Genomic DNA, 17834 nt, shown 5'->3' on the forward strand with positions numbered 1-17834 from the left:
AAAAAATTTAAAAAAAATATGGCAGCCAACCTGTTCAGCCTGGGTTTCTGGTCAGCTACAAAAAAGCAGCAAGTATAAGTAGGCCGGATACTTACTGCTTTTTTTAAGATGTGGTAAATAACCTGACCTTTGTAAGGTATACCGTTTGGCTAGTTTTTAAAGTATACATTAAATGTTGTTCCCTTGCCGACTTCGCTTTCCACGTCGATGCGGCCGCCGGCATTTTCAACAATTTTCTTTACCATATAAAGTCCGATGCCAGAGCCTTCGACGTGGTCGTGGAGGCGGGTAAACATGGTAAACAGTTTTGTGTTTTCATCCAGCGCCATGCCCAGGCCGTTATCCTGCACCGTTAATAAAATGTAGTCACCTGCAGGCCTGCAGCGGATTTTTATAAGGGGCCTGCGATCAGGAGAATGGTATTTAACCGCATTCGAAACCAGGTTATAGACAATGGAGCGCAGGTTTTTCTGTGTAAAGTTAATGCCTGAACAATCCTTTAGATCGGCATCAATTGTAGCGCCGGCCGCCTGGAGTTGCGGGGCCAGGTCAAGTTTCACTTCCTCCAGTACCTGTTCCAGGTTAACCCTCACTACTTCCTGGTTATTTTCTTTCTGTAGTTTCACTACTTCCGTCAGGTGGTCGATGGTGCGTTTAAAGCGGCGGATAGATTCCCGGATCATTTCCAGCACTTCGTCCAGTCCTTCAGCAACGACCAGGTGCTCCGGCAACGAGTCGACCATGATATTGATCAGCCCTTCAATGTTACTGATTGGTGCTTTCAGGTCGTGGGAGGCAGTATAAATAAAGTTATCCAGGTCGATGTTGGTACGTGTGAGTTGTTCGTTTGCCAGGCGCAGTTCTTCTGCTATTTCCTTTGCCTGTTTTTCGCTTTTCTCAATGCTGTTTCTGGCCTCCACCTGTTCTGTTACATCGTTTACTAAAGTATAAAAGCCTTCTACCTGGCCGTTCCTGCTATCGGGTACATAGCTTGTTTTAATATACTTCACAAAGTTTTCCCGGTAGGGCATCCTGGATTCAAAATCAAGCCGCTCGCCTTGCAGGGCACGATCAATGTATACTTTTACGCCCTTATAAGCGGTGTCTCCAACAATACTGCGCACGGTTTTGCCAAGCAGTTCGCTTGGAGGGCGGTTAAACCAGGCTTCGTAGGCTTTGTTTGCAAACTGGTATTTTTCTTCTTTATCGAGGTAACCGATCAGTACAGGCAGGGCATCGGTAATAAGCTGTAGCCGTTCCGCTATTTGTTCAACGGCTTTACGTGCTTCTACCTGCTCGGTAATTTCCAGGGCAAACACAACAATGCCATCTACTTTTCCCTGTTCATTAAAGCGGGCCTGCTGCACATACCGGAAGTAGCGATCCTCTACCTGGCCTGTCTGGTCGTTTACAAAAGGTATAAGCAATTCGGGCTGGTTGTGTGTAATGCCTGTCTGGTACACATCCTGAAACGTTTTATACACCAGGCTTTCCTTTATTTCAGGCAGTACTTCCAGAATGGGTCTACCCAGAAATTCTCTTTTCGGAAACAGGCTGGCGTAGTTTGGGTTCACAAGTTCGTATACCATCTCCGGGCCATCCAGAATACAGATAGCTGCCGGGGCCTGCATAAACAAGCTCTCCAGGCGTTTGCTCTGGCGCTCCGCTTCAGCTTGTGCCAGCTGCAGTTCTTTCGTACGGCGTGCTATACGTTCTTCCAGTTCCTGATTCAGGTCCTGTAAAGATTGTTTGGTTGAGAGTAGTTCTTCATTTGCGGCCCGTATCTCCTCATTCGAGGCCATTATTTCGTTGTTTGCGGCATTCAGATCCTTGTTCAGGAGCCTGAGCTTCTGTTCACTTTCTTCTACCTGTTTGCGGGCCAGCACCATGTCTGTTACTTCCAGCGCCACATTCAGCACACCTAACATCCTGCCTTGCTCATTATAAAGCGGCTCGTAAGCAAAGTTGTAGTAATTTGTCTGTATCTGGCCGTTCCGTACCAGTTGAGCAGGCACTTCATTGCCTTTATAGGGGATGCCTGTAAAATAAACTTCCCGTATCTGCTCATCAAAGCCCTGGCCAGCAAGTTCCGGCAAGGCTTCCAGTAATGGTTTTTGAAACACTTCCTCAGGTTCGCGGCCCCAGATCTGGTACATCATGTTATTGGCCTTTATAATCACCTGATCTTTGCCTTCGTACAAAGCCATGGCTACAGGCGCATTGTTCAGCAACGACTGCATCAGGCTGTACTGTTTCTGTACCTCGGCCTGTGCAAACAGCTCGCCTTCTTTAAAGATTTTTAACTTCTGATCCAGCGAATCCTGTTGCTCTGAAAAATGCAGGCGTGCCTTTACCTGGTCAGTTATATCGCTTACTTTGTGAATGATGTATTCGATTTCCCCATCCGCATCCAGTACAGGTGAGTTTAAAGGTAGCCAGTATTTTTTTTCAAATTCGTTTATGGAGTTTGGGAGCAGGATATCGTAGCGTTGCACCCCCATCTGGTGCGGCAGCTTATTTTCGAGAACCCATTCAAGCGATTTTCTGAGGTTCAGAGTCGCGTCAGCTTCGAGTACCTCCGGGTTATCCGGAAATACATCAAAAATATACTTGCCCTTTATACTTTCCCGTTTCTGCGAAGTAGCTTTCAGGTAAGTTGTACTTGCTGTAAGTATATTAAAATCAACAGAAAGGATCAGATACAGATCCGGGGCCTTTTCTAAGGCAGCGAGCACTTCAGGCGTAGGGTTAGAGGCGTTTTTCATATTACTAAGTTGATGGAGCCTGTTGTTAAAGGCCCGGCAAAATCCTGAGCTTCAGTAGAAATCAGGCGGAACGCAGCAACAGGTTTGTTGCAGATCGGGGTAGTATCTTTAAGATGTCTCACGGATTTCTGATGCTGGCTTTCTAATATGTTACAAGGTAGTGTAAATTCAGAGAAAGTCCTGCTACAGTTTTGTTTACATGAAGCCATAAGGCAACGGTTTTTAAAATACAAAGGCCAGACTTAAGCGTTGGCATGTACGTCCTGCTACACCGGTCAGTTTTACTTTTTACAGTAAGAATTTATACTTCGTATTATTTTAAAACTGCAACTTCAGTTTTTGATATCGGCGCGTAAAGCAATTCGTACTTTAAAGGATGTATTGTAAAGTATAACGTCTGCTGATACAGTATGCCTGCAAGTTCTTACCTTGCAACAGGTTTCCAGTAACATGTATGCATTTATACTTCCGGTACTTCAGCCGGCGGCAGATTTAACTATGGCACAAACAAAAAAACTAAAGAACGTAACGGTTGCACAGGTATTTAAAACGATCATCTGGCCCCGTAAAAAGTACCTGGGCATGGGCCTGGTGCTGATCATCATCAGCCGGCTGGCCGGGCTGGTATTGCCGGGCGCCAGCAAGTACCTGATCGATGATGTGATTCCGAACAACGATGCCACCATGCTGAAATGGCTGATCGGGGCGGTGTTGCTCGCGATTGTGATTCAGTCGGTTACTTCTTTTGCGCTTACCCAGATTTTGAGCGTGGAAGCTCAGCACCTGATCTCACAACTGCGCGCCAAAGTACAGCGCCACATCATCCAGTTACCCATCCGCTTTTTCGATAATACCAAAACCGGAGAGCTCGTGTCGCGCATCATGACGGACGTGGAAGGCGTGCGCAACCTGGTGGGTACCGGCTTTGCCCAGATGATCGGGGGGTACTGACGGCCCTGATCTGTTTGGTGCTGCTAATTTACATCAGCCCGCTGATGACTGGTTTTGTACTGCTTCCGGTGGCCATTTTTGGGTTGATCTCGCTTAAAGCCTTCGGAAAGATCAGGCCCATTTTCAGGGAGCGTGGTATTATAAACGCTGAAGTTACCGGCCGTTTAACCGAAACACTGGGTGGCGTACGCGTGATAAAAGGATTTAATGCCGAAGCGCAGGAAATACGCATTTTCGAAGCCGGCGTGAACCGCCTGTTCCTGAACGTAAAGCAAAGCTTGGTAACAACGAGTATGGTAACAAGTGCCGCTACTTTACTACTTGGGTTTGCTTCGGCGGGCATTATGGGTATTGGCGGTTACCTGATCATGAATGAGGAGCTTACCTTCGGCGATTTCCTGGCCTTTACCTTATACCTGGGTTTCCTGATCGCGCCGATTGTGCAGATGAGCAACATTGGCAGCCAGTTTACCGAAGCCTTTGCCGGCCTCGACCGTACTGAAGAAATCCTGAATATGCCTCTTGAAGACGAAGGGGGCACGCGCACACTAAAACTTGATGCGATTGATGGCCATGTCGTTTTCGATAAAGTATCGTTTGCCTACGAGGCCGGTAAAGAAGTTGTGAAAGAAATCAGCTTTAACGCACCTGCTGGGTCTGTTACGGCGCTGGTGGGAACTTCGGGCTCCGGTAAAACTACCATCGCCGGACTAGCCGCTTCGTTCCTGAACCCGGACAGCGGCCTCATAACCGTAGACGGCCACGACCTCCAGACGATCAGTTTACGAAGTTACCGCAGCCAGCTAGGTGTTGTGTTGCAGGACGATTTCCTGTTTGAAGGCACTATCCGGCAAAACATACTTTTCCCAAGACCCGAAGCAACCGAAGAACAACTGATGCAGGCCGTGCAGGCAGCCCATGTGCAGGAATTTACCAACCGCTTTGAGGATGGCCTGGATACCCTGATTGGGGAGCGGGGCGTAAAACTTTCCGGTGGGCAGCGCCAGCGCATTGCCATTGCCCGCGCCATACTAGCCGACCCGCGTATTTTGATACTGGATGAAGCGACTTCCAACCTCGATACCGAAAGCGAGAGCCTGATACAGGCCAGCCTTAAAAACCTGATGCAGGGCCGTACCACTTTTGTGATTGCCCACCGCCTCAGCACCATTCGCCAGGCCGACCAGATTCTGGTGATAGAGCAAGGCCACATAGCCGAGCAAGGCAGGCACGAAGAGTTACTCGCAAAACAGGGCAGGTATTACCAACTTTATACTTACCAGGCCAGGATTTAAAGCAGGACTGATTTATACTTTAAATGTATACTTAGACTTCGTCTTCCAGTTATTCCGGTAGATTAAAATTTATACTTAAATTGGTAGATCGATCTTCATAAAATAAAAACCCATGCGATACATCCTGAGACCCCATGTGCTCCTGTTGCTTTTACTCATTTATACTTCGTCCTGCGCTACAAAAGACAATGCCGGTTCTAAAACGGAAGTGGCTAAGTGGGAGGAACAGGCTGCCCGCGTCACCATTATCCGCGATGATTTTGGGGTGCCGCATGTGTATGGCAAGACTGATGCAGATGCCGTTTTTGGCTTGTTGTATGCCCAGTGCGAAGACGATTTTAACCGCGTAGAGCGTAATTACCTGTGGGCAACCGGCCGGCTGGCCGAAGCAGAAGGAGAGGAACAACTCTACAGCGACCTGCGCGCCAAACTATACATGACCGAAGCAGAAGCAAAGGCTGAGTATGAGAAAAGCCCCGAATGGCTCAAAAAGCTTTGCCAGAGTTTTGCTGATGGCATCAACTATTACTTACATACTCATCCCGAAGTAAAACCTAAACTTCTTACCCGCTTCGAGCCGTGGATGCCGATGTACTTCAGCGAAGGCTCTATTGGCGGCGATATTGAAAGTGTGTCTACTAAAGGCATTAAGGCTTTTTACGAGGATAATAAGTCGGTGGGGTTGAACAGCGCCGGCCATGGACTGATACAGCCTGCCTTGCTCGAAGAGCCGAAAGGCTCCAACGGCTTTGCTATTTCGGGTAAGCTGACCGCTTCCGGAGATGCCATGTTGCTGATCAACCCGCATACGTCGTTCTTTTTCAGGGGGGAAGTACATGCCGTGAGCGAAGAAGGGTTAAATGCTTACGGTGCCGTTACCTGGGGGCAGTTCTTTATTTACCAGGGCTTCAACGAGAAAACAGGCTGGATGCATACATCCGCTTATGCTGATGTGGTGGATGAGTTTGAGGAAACGATCGTTAAAAAAGATGGAAAGCTGTTCTATAAGTATGGCGAGGAACTACGCCCGGTAACAACACACGAAGTAACATTAGTTTATAAAGACGGCGACCAAACGAAACAGAAAACCTTTACCACGTACCGCACCCATCACGGCCCCATCACACATAAAAATGGCGACAAATGGGTAGCCACTTCGCTGATGTGGAAACCGGTAGATGCACTTATCCAATCGTATACCCGTACCAAGAAAAGCAACCTGAAAGAGTTTAACGAGATGATGCAGCTGCGCACCAACTCGTCTAACGCAACCGTGTATGCCGATGCCCAAGGAAACATCGCTTATTACCACGGCAACTTCTTCCCGAAACGCGATACTAATTTTGATTATTCGAAGCCGGTAGATGGCAGCAACCCAAAAACCGACTGGAACGGCATTCATCCGCTGGATGAAACGATAAAAATTGTAAACCCGGGCAACGGCTGGATCCAGAACTGCAATTCGACTCCCTATACAGCTGCCGCCGAGTTTAGCCCTAAAAAAGAAGACTACCCGGTATATATGGCGCCTTCCGCCGAGAATTTCCGGGGCGTGCACGCCATCCGCCTTCTCGAAAAAGCAAATAACCTGACGCTGGATAAACTGATAAACCTGGCTTACGACCCCTACCTGCCGGGCTTCGAAATGCTGATTCCGGGACTAGTGAAAGCCTACGATAACCAGAAACCAACCGACCCGAAACTGAAGCAGGCCATCGACGTGATGCGCAACTGGAATTATGCCGTAGCAAAAGAATCAGTGGCGATGTCGCTTGCCCACTTTTATGCTACTAACCTGATACGCAACGGCAGCGCGCCCAAAAACATGCATATCATGGAGCGATTCGAATATTATACCCGCACAGCACCGGAAGCAGAACGGGTAAAGATCTTCAGCGAAACCATTGCGCAACTGGAAAAAGACTTCGGAAAATGGAACACGCCGTGGGGTGAGATCAACCGTTTCCAGCGCCTGACCGGCGATATACAGCAGCCTTTTAATGACGCGGCTCCAAGTATACCGGTAGGCATGGCGTCGGGTAACTGGGGAGCGCTGGCTTCTTTTGGCGCGAATACTTACAACAATTCCAAGCGCTTGTATGGCACAGCCGGTAACAGTTTTGTGGCCGTAGTAGAGTTTGGTGATAAAGTAAAAGCCAAAACCATGCTGGCCGGTGGACAAAGCGGAGACCCCGCTTCCCCGCACTTCGATGACCAGGCACAGCGCTATGCCGATGTGCAGTTTAAGGACGTAGCCTATTACCGCGCAGATGTAGAGAAACGGGCCAAAGCGACTTACAAGCCTGGTGAAAAGGTGAGTTGGTAAGTTTAATAATGTTATTCGTTAAAAAGCCCGCGCTGCAAAATGCGGGCTTTTTTTGTTTTGAGTTGTTTTGAATGACTGTTTAGCATCTGAGTGCAACGCAGTTCCAACCACCTCCAACCCCTCAGAGCTACGCTCGCTAGTTTCGAACTCACGTTCTCACTAGTCTAAGGCGGGGAGTTTGTCCTGTTTTTTGCCAGTTATAAGTTCTATTGTTATTGCTAAAACTTTAGAATAGCAATAGATCTGGCTATACTTGATGAAGTGTGAGGCTTTAACTCCCTCTCCTGTTTTTAGGGGAGGGCTGGGGAGGGGTAATCTCCCCGACTTAAACAAAGAGCTGAACCTTCAACCCTACTTATCAAAAGTATAATTTGCCCTGCCATACTTCTCTGTGTAACTTTAAGCAGCTTACATTTGGGGTACAGGTTTCGCTTCGTAATTTCTGAACAGCGCCTGCCCTTATTTTAGAAGCTGAAACGGCTGTACTGGCCTGCTCGCTTTCACCTGAAATACGCTTATGGAAAACCCTATACAACTCACTATACCGCTTACGATTTCTTACGCTGCCCTGGAAGGTGTGCTGCAACAGCAACTGATCGGGATGTATATTCCGCAACCCGAAGAAGGTGAAGCCGCAAACCCCTATGCGCAGGTACAAGCCGTTGGCGTATCGGGGAGCAGGGGAGGAGGCTATAATCTGCTGCTGCGGGTGCAGCTTCGGATTTTGCGTACTGTGCTGAAGCGCGATAAGGTAGAGTTGTATGCCTCTGTTGCGCTGGCCTACGATAACGATACGCAACAGGTATACGTGCAGCATTTCTCCATGGAGTCTGCTACCTCCAGTGGTTTTTATAACACGGCGCTGGAGGTGCTGGTAAACAAAGTGGCTTATAACCAGATCATCGAAAAAGCGCGGGTGAATGTAGGAGAAATCATCGCAAAAGAACTCGAAAAAGTGAACAGCCAGCTAACCGAAGGCATGGACCTGAAAGGTATTAAACTGAAAGGAGCCGTAACCACCGTAGCCGTACAGGACATTGAGCCAAAGCCGGACGGACTTTCGCTGCGGTTGCTGGCACAAGGCAACCTGGATGTAGCCATTTTTGATCTGATCAGCCTGATGCCTCCGAAAACAGAATAGTGCTTTGTTGCAGTCAACTTAAAATTGAGATAGACCATCGCGCCAGCAAATAACCTTGCTGTAACGTACCGCACCTGGCCTGATCAGCTTTTGTCTTTGGTTTCGTGGAGCTCTTTGATGCAGGCTTTCATAAACATCTTGCCATACTCCGTGAAGTAGTAATAACTCTTTTTAGTATACAGGGCATAGGCTATATCCGGTTGCTTTCTGTTCAGTTCTTCTACCCAGCGTTCGCTTTTTCGGATGTTGGGTTTGTAAATTTCCTGCTCCAGCTGCTCAAAAGTGGCCAGGTCCTTTTTCAGGAGTACTTCAGTTTCCTGGGTAATGATGCCAAGCTTTTCCAGGTTCTCGATGTAGACATCCACGTTTTCAGGGAAATCCAGCTTTACAAAAACTTCTATCCCGGTCAGGTTCCAGGCTACTTTGGTGTGTACTTCCTGTGCAGTAGTATAAGGTTGCTCGGCTTCCAGCATTGTGATAGCGGGATTAAAAGGAAGCACCGGGCCTTTTGCCGAAGCGCTCTGCTTTTTAATGTACAGATCCAGGCGCGGTATACTTTCCTGGTGCTTGTAATGAAACAGGATCCGGGCTTCGTCGGCACACAGGTTATGCAGCGCGCTGATAAACGAAGGATGCGCCAGGTTCAGGGTAGCCTTGGTAGATGCTTTTGTAAGCAGGTTGATAAACGCCTCGGACAGCTCATCCTGGTCTAAATAAGTGAGTTTATCTAAAATGGGTAAGCCCACGTAGGGGGGCACTTCACAGATGTCTTCGGCAGCGCTGGCTTCCAGTTTTTTGGCGTAGCGTTTCAGGTTGGCATCAAACTTCAGCCGGGCTTTCTGCTCGTGCAGCTTCAGGGGTAACAAAATCAGGTTGCCCATACTGAACAGCGTGCCCAAAGCTTCTCCTACATTTTTAAAGCTGGGCTGCAGCAGCTCTTCATAAATCTTATCGGTCGGGATCTTGTCTAAAAATTTGTCTAACATAGCGGTCAGGGGATGCAGGGATTTATACTTTTGATGGTCTTATTAATACTTAATTTGCTAAATTAATTAGTAATTTATACTATTGTATACTAAATAAATTAGTTTTAGTTGAGCTATGAAACAAGAACCTATCCTGCCTTTCTTCCAAAGCGGAGGGCATGAGTTGTACAAGATCGAGGAATTTGATATCCTGAAAGTGCCGTATTATACTTCCAGCATTTCGGCGGGCTTCCCGTCGTTGGCCGATGATTACCTGGACGAACGCGTGAACCTGAACGAGTTTTTGGTGAAGAACCCGACTGCTACCTATATGCTGAAAGTGCGCGGAAACTCCATGGAAGATGCCAACATAAAAGACGGTGCCGTCCTGATCATTGATTACCTTCTGGAGCCCGAAGATGGCCGCATCGCTGTTTGCTACCTCGACAATAATTTCACGGTTAAAACCATCCGGAAAAGGGAAGGAAAACTGTTTCTGGAAGCCGCCAACGCTGCCTACCCTGCCATAGAAGTAACGGAAGCCATGAGCATGAAAGTACTCGGAATCGTTACCTTTATCATCATGAAACCTGAAGTGCAGTAAAGTATAAACTGCTATCAGCGTTCTACTTCCCGGGGTATATAGCTGCAAATTCCGGGTTTGGGAGGGTGTTAAGGCTGATTTATACTTTGCTCAATTGTTTGCAAAGTATACTTTCTGCGCGCACGCAGGGTGCTGGTAAAACTATTCTAGCACACGGCTGCTTGGGGAAGATCGAAAAAGGTGCTCACGAATTTATACTTTGCGGCAAGTACACGTAAAGCTAGTAAACCAAACACAGCAGTATGAACCTGACAGTAGGTTGTAAAGTTGCCTGGACGGAGTCGGTGTACACGCCTTATACAGCAGGGCAGACCTCTGACTTTATCGGGGAGCGGACGATAACCGGCCGGATAACTGCAGAAGGCTACGCGAAGAAAACGAACTACCATTTCTTCACAATTCATGTATACAGCGCAGAAGGCATAAACGCCCACGAGATCGAACCAAGCAGCAAGATCGTCCGGCGCGGGGTGGTACTTTACCCCAAGTGCCGGATACTCGCTACCCCGGATAACTACGAACAACTGGCGAAGGAAAAAGCCGGACGTAAGGAAAACAGCAGCCCAGTATGTTATGCCAGCATCAAAGGGTTACGGGCAGGCTTCGAAGACTAAATGAAGCCATAATTCGAGGTATAAACTGCCTGGTTAGAACAACGACCGGAACAACAATAAATACAAGTGACAAGGTAGCCGGTAGGTTGCTTCCGAAAGCTGTAATTACTTGGCCTTGCAAGTATAAAACGTATCGCTTACGATGTTTATAAGTGCTTTTTAGTAAATAACCCGACGATACTTTTTGTGGTTAGCCATGCCGCTAAACATCCGATAGCTACTATTTTTACTACCCGCTGCGGATCGGGGATGCTCCTGAACCGGCTGGTTCCGTCTTTGATCTCGATATAGCCAACCGGGGTTAACACCATGCCACCGCCTCCGCCGCTACCAGACCCTTCTTCAGACCCCTTTGCGCCGGCACCGCTTCCGCCCCCAAAACCATACATGGCTTTAGATACAGGAATAACCGTAATACCATCCCGCTCAACAGGCTCACCGTAAATAGTAGCGCTGTTAGCTGCTATGCCCAGCTTTTCTGCCAGTTGCTGTACTATATTATGTTCAGCCGCTGTAAAGGGCGTTTCGTTTTTTTCCATAGGAAGGCGCTTATTTTTAGTTTTCAATAGGAATAAGCAGGTACGTTTTCGTTTAACTGAAGTTCAGGTGCAAGTTTATGTAATGCTGTAAACTCCCGGTAGCAGGAAGTTAGGGAAGAGGTGAGCGCACGCTCTACCATTCTGACTACGTATACATGCTATTTCTTTTCTTGTGCTGAGCTTGCTTCGGCTTCCAGGCCTTTATCGAAGGCTTTAAAGAAGGCGTGGCGCAGCACGTTAACTACTGTGGTAGAAATATCCGTATCGGGTTGGTTTACATTGCCTCTGATCGGAATTTTTGTCGCGATTTGGTCTCTTGGCTGGTTTTCAGCAGCTTCTACAAACAGGCCGGCTACAGCTTCCCAGGCTGTCCGTAACAGGCCTTCTTCTTTCACATCCTTTTTCAGGTTAAGTATTTTAACGTTCTCGAAGAAGGGTTTCACATACCCGTCCAGCTGTCCATCTTTCAGTTTCAGCTCGCTGTACATATCCAGTTGGCCTCTTTCCACATCAAACTTGGCGTAAGCATCAATAAAGTCGTTTATACTTGTCAGGTTTACCCGCGTCAGTTGCATTTTCATATCAAAGTCGGGCAGTTCCTTTAGCAGGTTGGCTTTCATGTTGCCTTTCAGGTTGCCGCCGCCAATCGACTTCCCGGTGAGGCGTATTGTAGAGGGAAGTTCGGTGGCGGCGTTCTCCACGTTTGCCAGGTTCAGGGCCACCAGCTGCATGTCCGAAATGTGCATATCGATCAGTTTCTTATTCGAAAAATCGAGGTAAGCCAGTTTGCCGTTGTTTACCACAAAACGGTTGATCGTGATCGGCATCAGGTCCTTAACAATTTCAGACCAATGCTTCCGGGTAGGTTCGTTTTTGGCGGCAGGCGCTTTTTTTGCTTCTACTACATTCAGCTGCGGCGCTTGCATGATTACTTCTCCCACCAGCTTGCCTTTCAGCAACGTTTTCCACTCCACAGAAAGGTTGGTTGTAGGAATCTGCAGGAAAGGGTATTTGGGGTTGCCGCCATCTTCTTTCAGCACCAGGCCATCTATGGTATAAGCGCCCCGGTACAGGTGCAGGTCAATATCTGCTACATGGCCCGTATAGCCGGGCAGTTCCTCGAGGGTTTTGTTCACGTAGTTTTTCACGAGGTAGGGCAGCGCCAGCCGGATGCCGATGAGTAAGAGAATAACGAGGGCTGTAATCTTGTATGATTTCTTAAAGGTCATCACTTTTATACTTTAACGTGTTTTGCTTTAGCCATTCTTTTGCAAAGTATGATCGCCACAAAGTATGGCAGATGGATGATTGCTAACCCTTTGTACCGGATTTTGAAGTATAAATGTTTTGCTATAACGGCTTTTGGCTATGTAACCCCGGAATTTATACTTTAATACACTGGTTCATCCGCTTGTAATCTACCCTTACTTTACTGCCACTAGCCATTAATTCAATATGTTATACAAAAATAAAGTAGGGATTAATTACGCAACCGAACGATTGCGCGTATATTAGCAATAAAACGGTTGCATATTTAACAGAGAGATGAGAAGAGACGTTTTCCAGGCGATAGCAGACCCCACCCGAAGAGCCATTATTGCCTTAATTGCCTTGCAAGCCATGACGCCCAATGCGATAGCCGAACATTTTGACACCAGCAGGCAAGCTGTTTCAAAGCACTTGCAGATACTTGTAGAATGTCAGCTTGCAAAACAGGAACAGCAGGGGCGGGAAATCTTCTATCAGCTGGATGTTGCTAAAATGAAAGAAATAGACAAATGGCTGGAACAGTTCCGAAAGATCTGGGAAGACCGCTTTAACCAACTCGACACGATATTTTCTAACATAAAACAAAATAAGCCATGAAACATAACCTTGCATTCGAGTTCTTAGTGAACAAGGAAAACAACTCCATTACCATTAAAAGAGAATTTGCCGCAGAGCTCCCGTTGGTGTGGGATGCCTACACCAAAAGCGAGATACTGGACCAGTGGTGGGCGCCTAAACCATGGAAATCCCGCACCAAAACCATGGACTTCAGAGAAGGTGGCCACTGGCACTATGCCATGGTTGGTCCGGAAGGGGAAGAGCATTGGGCGTTGGCTAATTACAAGACCATTGATCCTAAAAAGTGCTTTACTGCACTGGATGGTTTTGCTGATGCCGAAGGCGTGGTAAACACAGAAATGCCGCAATCGAAGTGGGAGGTAAGCTTTACACCCAAACAGGAGCTTACCTTAGTAGAGAACCTGATCACATTCGATGACCTGGCACAACTCGAGACCACCATCCAGATGGGCTTTAAAGAAGGCCTGACAATGGCTATGGAAAATCTCGATCAACTATTGACTGTTCAGAAACAGGAGGCCTAAGGGCTGTAAGCTGCAGAAAAGAGAATCTATTTAATAGCATACTATAAAAGCGGGGCTGGTGCATAACCTTCAAGCCTCGCTTTTTAGAGTTTGTTTCTCGTACTGGTACTCGTGCTGGAAGTATAGCTGTGTTGAAAGGAAGCACTAGATATAAACTCTCGCTAGCAGGGAAATAGCTGGATAACAAAAAAATCACAATAAATAGTCTCCCACATCAAATTGTTTTTATATCTAATTATATCGTTAATAATGTATCTGCTGAGAAAATTGTGCTTAAATTGGGAGCATAATCAAAGGTGGAGCTCTTGTATGTCAAATATCTTAATTCTTAAATTAATTGTTTTGAGGGTAATTTTACATATTAAGTCTTTTAATTCAATTATTTAGGGTCATAATGGAGCTTTTTGCGCTTCAAGTTTAATATTATAAGTCATAATTATAATTAGATGGTTACTAGAATTTCATTTAAAAATTATAAGTCATTTAAAGAGAGACAAGAGATTTCCTTAAGACCAATTACTATTCTAATTGGTAAAAATAGCTCTGGAAAAAGTGCTGTTTCAAAACTATTGACTCTAATTGAAGGAAGTCTTAGTGGCGACTATGAGCAACCAATTAGATGGGAAAATAAAGGTGTGAAGTTGGGGTCTTCTAACAGTGATTTAGTATATAACAGAAACGTTACAACTAGCATTTTAGACTTTGAACTAAGTTCAAAAAAGGAAAAACTTGCTGTAACTGTAGCTGTAGACAGAAAGGATAGAGCAAGCTTATTAGCATGGGCATACAATAATAAATCATATGAATGTGCTGACATAAAGTTTAAAGGATTTTTAAATGATCAAGTTCATTTTAAAGATTTAAGCTTAAATGTCGACTATATAGGTCCAATTAGAGAACTTCCTAAACCTAATTACACAAACACTTTTGAAACAATCAATACAATAGGCATTACTGGAAGCAATGCTTATCCTATACTCATACAAGATTCGGAAAATTCTGGTGAATTAATTAAACAGGTTAGCGAATGGTATAGAATGAATTTTGAAGGTTGGAAGGTTGAAGTATTACCTATAACAGCCCCAGTGCCTACTTTTCAAATTGTCTTATCCAACAAAAATATTATTCATATTAATATTACAAATGTAGGGCAAGGAATGAATCAAGCGCTACCATTAATAGTAAGATCCTTTATGGCAGATGAGAAGGATGTAAGAATAATTATTGAAGAACCTGAAACTCATTTACATCCTGCAGCTCATGGAAATTTAGCTGAAAGATTTGTAGACTCATATCTTAATGATAATAAAAAACAATACTTTATTGAAACCCATTCACAAAACTTTGTGCTAAGAATGCGTAGGTTAGTGGCTCAAAATAAGCTTAATGTAAATGATTTAGCAATTTATTATGTTGATTTCGATGAAGAGAAAAATGAGAGTATAATAAACCCAATAAAAGTATATCCAGATGGGAATGTTGAATGGTGGCCAGATGGAATTTTCTCAGAAGCATTAAATGAAACAAGGGCAATAAGGAATGCTCAAATACAAAATCCTATCAAAAATTAGTTAAAATGTGGATAGAGATTAGTAAAGATATCTTTGAATCTAAAAATTATAAGGGGTTTAATTATTTACTACAAATTCTTACTTGGAACCCAATCAGCTCAATAGCTAGATATAATATAGTAGTTGAAAGTGAAAACATAAAAGAAACTGAAAACTATAATCTTCTGTCAATTACTGATAAACAACTAATAGATGAAGAGTATAATCACTATGTAAACTCTAGTGGTCAAACTAAGTTTCATATAACAACAAGTTTAGGTCCTAATAATTATAATCTAGAGGAGGCTATAAGGTTTTTTAATCAGCCAGTATCCATCATACTTGAGAATAGTAAAAATGACGCTTCATTTATCACTGCTTTAGTTTCTCATTATGATAGAAAACTAGATAATGGTCTTCGCGTCATTGAAGAACATATTAACAATGGTTGGATTCAATTTGAAAATGCTGGAGGATGCTCAAACGTAGAAAATTTTATAGAAGGCAAACTTCAATCTTTCAACTCGTTATCACTAATTCATGGAAAGCAAAATTTCTCATATCTCAGATGTATTTTAATTTTAGATAGTGATAAAGAATATCCAACACAGCGAAAGAAGTCTCAATATGAGAAATTAGAAAATTATTTAGAAGCTAATGGGATAATTCCATATCATATCTTGGAGAAAAGGATGATGGAAAATTACATGCCAGATGAAGTGTTTTCTGAATTAAATAATGCGGTTACAAGTAGTTGGATTAGTGTTTATCTTACATTAACTAAAGATCAGAAAGACTACATTAACATAAAAAATGGTTTTCCTAAAGAATATGATCAAAACGGGAATCGTTTACCGATTAAACAAGATATTCTTAACTTATATAATATTTCTATTCATAATTTTAATATTCTTGATAAAGGTCTAAATTTTCCAGACTTTAAGAATAAGTTTCCTTTACTTTTTAGTATTAGTACTCAGGTAAATAAGTATACACTCTCACGAAGAGATGGTTCCAATGAGTTGGAACGGATTTTAGAGAAAATAAGGAACATGATATGAATGCAAATAATATTCAAATTCATACAAGAGTTAGGAGATTGTTCCATTATATTGATGATTTTCAAAGAGGACTTATTAGAGTCCCTGCTTTTCAAAGAGAGTTTGTATGGACTAGGAAGGATAAAATAGATTTATTTGATAGTATAAAAAAAGGGTATCCGATAGGCTCAATTCTCTTTTGGCGACCAGATGAACATACAAAGTCAAACTTTTTCAGACTTGAATCTGAAAAAATTGGTTCATATTATATTCCTAATAGAACAGGTGATTTCTTCTACATCTTAGATGGGTTCCAAAGAATGTCAACACTTTTTGGTTGCTTAGTAAACCCATATCAAACTGATTTGCTAAGAGATGACAAAGAATGGTTTAAAGAATTCAATTTAGTATACAATCTGCAAGAAGATAAATTCGAATTCTATAATAAAGTAGAATTTTATGACTTACCAATTCATAAAGTGCCTCTTTATAGATTTGTTGATAGTAAAGAATTTTTTAGCTTTCAAAAGCAATTATTAGTATCTAATCTTCCTGAAAAATCAATTAATGATTTCTTAAAGAAATATGAAAATTTAAGTTCGAAACTTATAGACTACAATGTTCCTTCTATTGATATTATTGGTGGAACTGTAAGAGAAGCGGTTGATATTTTTTCAAGAGTTAATTCGACAGGAGCGAAAATTTCAGATGATTGGAAGATTTCAGCATTGTCTTTTGATGAAGAAAAAAATTTTAGGCTAGGTACGGAGATAGATAAACTTCTAGAGGAGTTAAAGAAGTATAATTTTCAAAATATAAAAAGAGAAGTAATACTGCAATGCATTATTAACTCCTTTGGTAAAGTGTTTTTTGACAATACGACTAAGCTTGAAGACCTAGCAGTTAGCAGAGATTTTGTTGATAAAGCAAGAGAAACATTAACAAATATCAAAAAAGCTGTATATTTTCTATACAATGAACTCTTAGTATTAAATCATAAACTCCTACCTTATAACAATCAACTTATTTTTATTACTGACTTTTTTGCAAAAATACAACAGCCTTCTTTTGCTCAATTGGAAACCTTAAAAAGGTGGTTTTGGATAACATCTTACTCAAATTATTTCACAATTTACAACTTAAGTAAGCAAAGACTTGCTTATAATAAATTTCAAGATTTCATTAATGGTATAAGTTTTGAACCAGTTTATAAAGATAATCCTGATAAAAATTTTATAGTTACGAAATTACCATCCAAAATTAATTTAGGGAGTGTTCGTGCTAAATCATTGGCATTGTTCATGCTTAACAGATTGAAAGATTTATCAAGTAATTATGAAAGAATACAAGGCTATAAAATGTTACCTTTATTTCAAAAACTTGATTCTAGTGAGGAACTAGCTTCTATAGAGAATACTTTTTTTATGTTAATATATGATAATGAAGGGTTATTAAATGATAGAGGAAAAGATTTAGAATCTTGGTTGCTATCAGACGATGACTTAGCAAAATATTTTATATCTGATGTAATTAAGAATGTTTATAGGAGTTCATTTAGTAAGTCAGCTGTTCTAGAGCTGAGAAGAAAATCTATAATAAAAGCAGAAAAGGAGTTTGTTTATAATTTGGATATGATTTATGGAGATGAAATTTAATGCTCAAACATTATTTC

General features: G+C 43.3%; 14 protein-coding genes and 1 pseudogene. 11 read left to right on the forward strand and 4 right to left on the reverse strand.

The features are described from left to right. Positions 1 to 149: 149 nt before the first annotated feature. Complete coding sequence (locus DP923_RS05840) at positions 150 to 2765, reverse strand: PAS domain-containing protein (protein ID WP_112304923.1); 2616 nt, start codon at positions 2763 to 2765, stop codon at positions 150 to 152. A 498-nt stretch (positions 2766 to 3263) separates the two neighbouring features. On the opposite strand from DP923_RS05840, the pseudogene DP923_RS05845 reads away from it, so the two are divergent. The 3 genes and pseudogenes from DP923_RS05845 to DP923_RS05855 all read left to right on the forward strand — a co-directional run bounded on the left by DP923_RS05845 (position 3264) and on the right by DP923_RS05855 (position 8478). Next, positions 3264 to 5011: pseudogene (locus tag DP923_RS05845) on the forward strand (ABC transporter ATP-binding protein). 112 nt (positions 5012 to 5123) lie between these two features. Next, positions 5124 to 7337 carry an acylase gene (locus tag DP923_RS05850; protein ID WP_112304924.1) on the forward strand — a complete coding sequence of 738 codons (2214 nt, stop codon included), beginning with the start codon at positions 5124 to 5126 and terminating at the stop codon, positions 7335 to 7337. Between the two features lie 517 nt (positions 7338 to 7854). Next, positions 7855 to 8478, forward strand: coding sequence for a DUF4403 family protein (locus tag DP923_RS05855; RefSeq protein ID WP_112304925.1), 624 nt, complete (start codon positions 7855 to 7857; stop codon positions 8476 to 8478). 83 nt (positions 8479 to 8561) lie between these two features. On the opposite strand, the gene DP923_RS05860 is transcribed toward DP923_RS05855, so the two are convergent. Continuing rightward, the gene (locus DP923_RS05860; RefSeq protein ID WP_112304926.1) at positions 8562 to 9464 is read right to left on the reverse strand and encodes a DUF4393 domain-containing protein; all 903 of its coding nucleotides are present in this window, start codon (positions 9462 to 9464) and stop codon (positions 8562 to 8564) included. 115 nt (positions 9465 to 9579) lie between these two features. Here DP923_RS05860 and DP923_RS05865 point away from each other — a divergent pair, with 115 nt between their 5' ends. The 3 genes from DP923_RS05865 (at position 9580) to DP923_RS05870 (ending at position 10661) form a co-directional block, all read left to right on the forward strand. After that, positions 9580 to 10047: a LexA family protein gene (locus DP923_RS05865; protein ID WP_112304927.1), complete on the forward strand. Its 468-nt coding sequence runs from the start codon at positions 9580 to 9582 to the stop codon at positions 10045 to 10047. Positions 10048 to 10133: 86 nt separating this feature from the next. Then, positions 10134 to 10265 carry a hypothetical protein gene (locus DP923_RS16870; RefSeq protein ID WP_262510384.1) on the forward strand — a complete coding sequence of 44 codons (132 nt, stop codon included), beginning with the start codon at positions 10134 to 10136 and terminating at the stop codon, positions 10263 to 10265. A gap of 24 nt (positions 10266 to 10289) precedes the next feature. Next, positions 10290 to 10661, forward strand: a complete 372-nt coding sequence (locus DP923_RS05870) for a hypothetical protein (protein WP_112304928.1) — start codon at positions 10290 to 10292, stop codon at positions 10659 to 10661. 146 nt (positions 10662 to 10807) lie between these two features. On the opposite strand, the gene DP923_RS05875 is transcribed toward DP923_RS05870, so the two are convergent. Both DP923_RS05875 and DP923_RS05880 read right to left on the reverse strand, forming a co-directional pair. Next, positions 10808 to 11200 (reverse strand): spore germination protein GerW family protein, encoded by a 393-nt coding sequence (locus DP923_RS05875; protein WP_125047651.1) that lies wholly within the window; start codon positions 11198 to 11200, stop codon positions 10808 to 10810. A gap of 158 nt (positions 11201 to 11358) precedes the next feature. Then, a complete protein-coding gene (locus DP923_RS05880; RefSeq protein WP_112304930.1) occupies positions 11359 to 12429 on the reverse strand; it encodes a DUF748 domain-containing protein in 1071 nt (356 codons plus the stop codon). A 316-nt stretch (positions 12430 to 12745) separates the two neighbouring features. Here DP923_RS05880 and DP923_RS05885 point away from each other — a divergent pair, with 316 nt between their 5' ends. The 5 genes from DP923_RS05885 to DP923_RS05905 all read left to right on the forward strand — a co-directional run bounded on the left by DP923_RS05885 (position 12746) and on the right by DP923_RS05905 (position 17817). Next, entirely contained in the window at positions 12746 to 13066 is a 321-nt protein-coding gene (locus tag DP923_RS05885) for an ArsR/SmtB family transcription factor (RefSeq protein WP_112304931.1), read from the forward strand. Next, positions 13063 to 13572 carry an SRPBCC family protein gene (locus tag DP923_RS05890; RefSeq protein ID WP_112304932.1) on the forward strand — a complete coding sequence of 170 codons (510 nt, stop codon included), beginning with the start codon at positions 13063 to 13065 and terminating at the stop codon, positions 13570 to 13572. The genes DP923_RS05885 and DP923_RS05890 overlap by 4 nt, the downstream gene beginning before the upstream one ends. A gap of 446 nt (positions 13573 to 14018) precedes the next feature. Beyond that, on the forward strand, positions 14019 to 15143 hold the full coding sequence (locus tag DP923_RS05895; protein WP_112304933.1) for a DUF3696 domain-containing protein: 1125 nt from the start codon (positions 14019 to 14021) through the stop codon (positions 15141 to 15143). A 5-nt stretch (positions 15144 to 15148) separates the two neighbouring features. Beyond that, positions 15149 to 16183, forward strand: a complete 1035-nt coding sequence (locus DP923_RS05900; protein ID WP_112304934.1) for a hypothetical protein — start codon at positions 15149 to 15151, stop codon at positions 16181 to 16183. Beyond that, positions 16180 to 17817: a DUF262 domain-containing protein gene (locus tag DP923_RS05905; RefSeq protein ID WP_112304935.1), complete on the forward strand. Its 1638-nt coding sequence runs from the start codon at positions 16180 to 16182 to the stop codon at positions 17815 to 17817. Before DP923_RS05900 ends, DP923_RS05905 begins: the two co-directional genes overlap by 4 nt. Positions 17818 to 17834 lie beyond the last annotated feature (17 nt).

Source organism: Pontibacter arcticus (genome assembly GCF_003284895.1).
In the GTDB taxonomy this organism is placed as follows: domain Bacteria; phylum Bacteroidota; class Bacteroidia; order Cytophagales; family Hymenobacteraceae; genus Pontibacter; species Pontibacter arcticus.

What these genes read in the sequence shown, in the direction of transcription:
- DP923_RS05840 (WP_112304923.1), bottom strand. Translation starts at nt 2,765, where the DNA reads ATGAAAAACGCCTCTAACCCTACGCCTGAAGTGCTCGCTGCCTTAGAA.
- DP923_RS05850 (WP_112304924.1), top strand. Translation starts at nt 5,124, where the DNA reads ATGCGATACATCCTGAGACCCCATGTGCTCCTGTTGCTTTTACTCATT.
- DP923_RS05855 (WP_112304925.1), top strand. Translation starts at nt 7,855, where the DNA reads ATGGAAAACCCTATACAACTCACTATACCGCTTACGATTTCTTACGCT.
- DP923_RS05860 (WP_112304926.1), bottom strand. Translation starts at nt 9,464, where the DNA reads ATGTTAGACAAATTTTTAGACAAGATCCCGACCGATAAGATTTATGAA.
- DP923_RS05865 (WP_112304927.1), top strand. Translation starts at nt 9,580, where the DNA reads ATGAAACAAGAACCTATCCTGCCTTTCTTCCAAAGCGGAGGGCATGAG.
- DP923_RS05870 (WP_112304928.1), top strand. Translation starts at nt 10,290, where the DNA reads ATGAACCTGACAGTAGGTTGTAAAGTTGCCTGGACGGAGTCGGTGTAC.
- DP923_RS05875 (WP_125047651.1), bottom strand. Translation starts at nt 11,200, where the DNA reads ATGGAAAAAAACGAAACGCCCTTTACAGCGGCTGAACATAATATAGTA.
- DP923_RS05880 (WP_112304930.1), bottom strand. Translation starts at nt 12,429, where the DNA reads ATGACCTTTAAGAAATCATACAAGATTACAGCCCTCGTTATTCTCTTA.
- DP923_RS05885 (WP_112304931.1), top strand. Translation starts at nt 12,746, where the DNA reads ATGAGAAGAGACGTTTTCCAGGCGATAGCAGACCCCACCCGAAGAGCC.
- DP923_RS05890 (WP_112304932.1), top strand. Translation starts at nt 13,063, where the DNA reads ATGAAACATAACCTTGCATTCGAGTTCTTAGTGAACAAGGAAAACAAC.
- DP923_RS05895 (WP_112304933.1), top strand. Translation starts at nt 14,019, where the DNA reads ATGGTTACTAGAATTTCATTTAAAAATTATAAGTCATTTAAAGAGAGA.
- DP923_RS05900 (WP_112304934.1), top strand. Translation starts at nt 15,149, where the DNA reads ATGTGGATAGAGATTAGTAAAGATATCTTTGAATCTAAAAATTATAAG.
- DP923_RS05905 (WP_112304935.1), top strand. Translation starts at nt 16,180, where the DNA reads ATGAATGCAAATAATATTCAAATTCATACAAGAGTTAGGAGATTGTTC.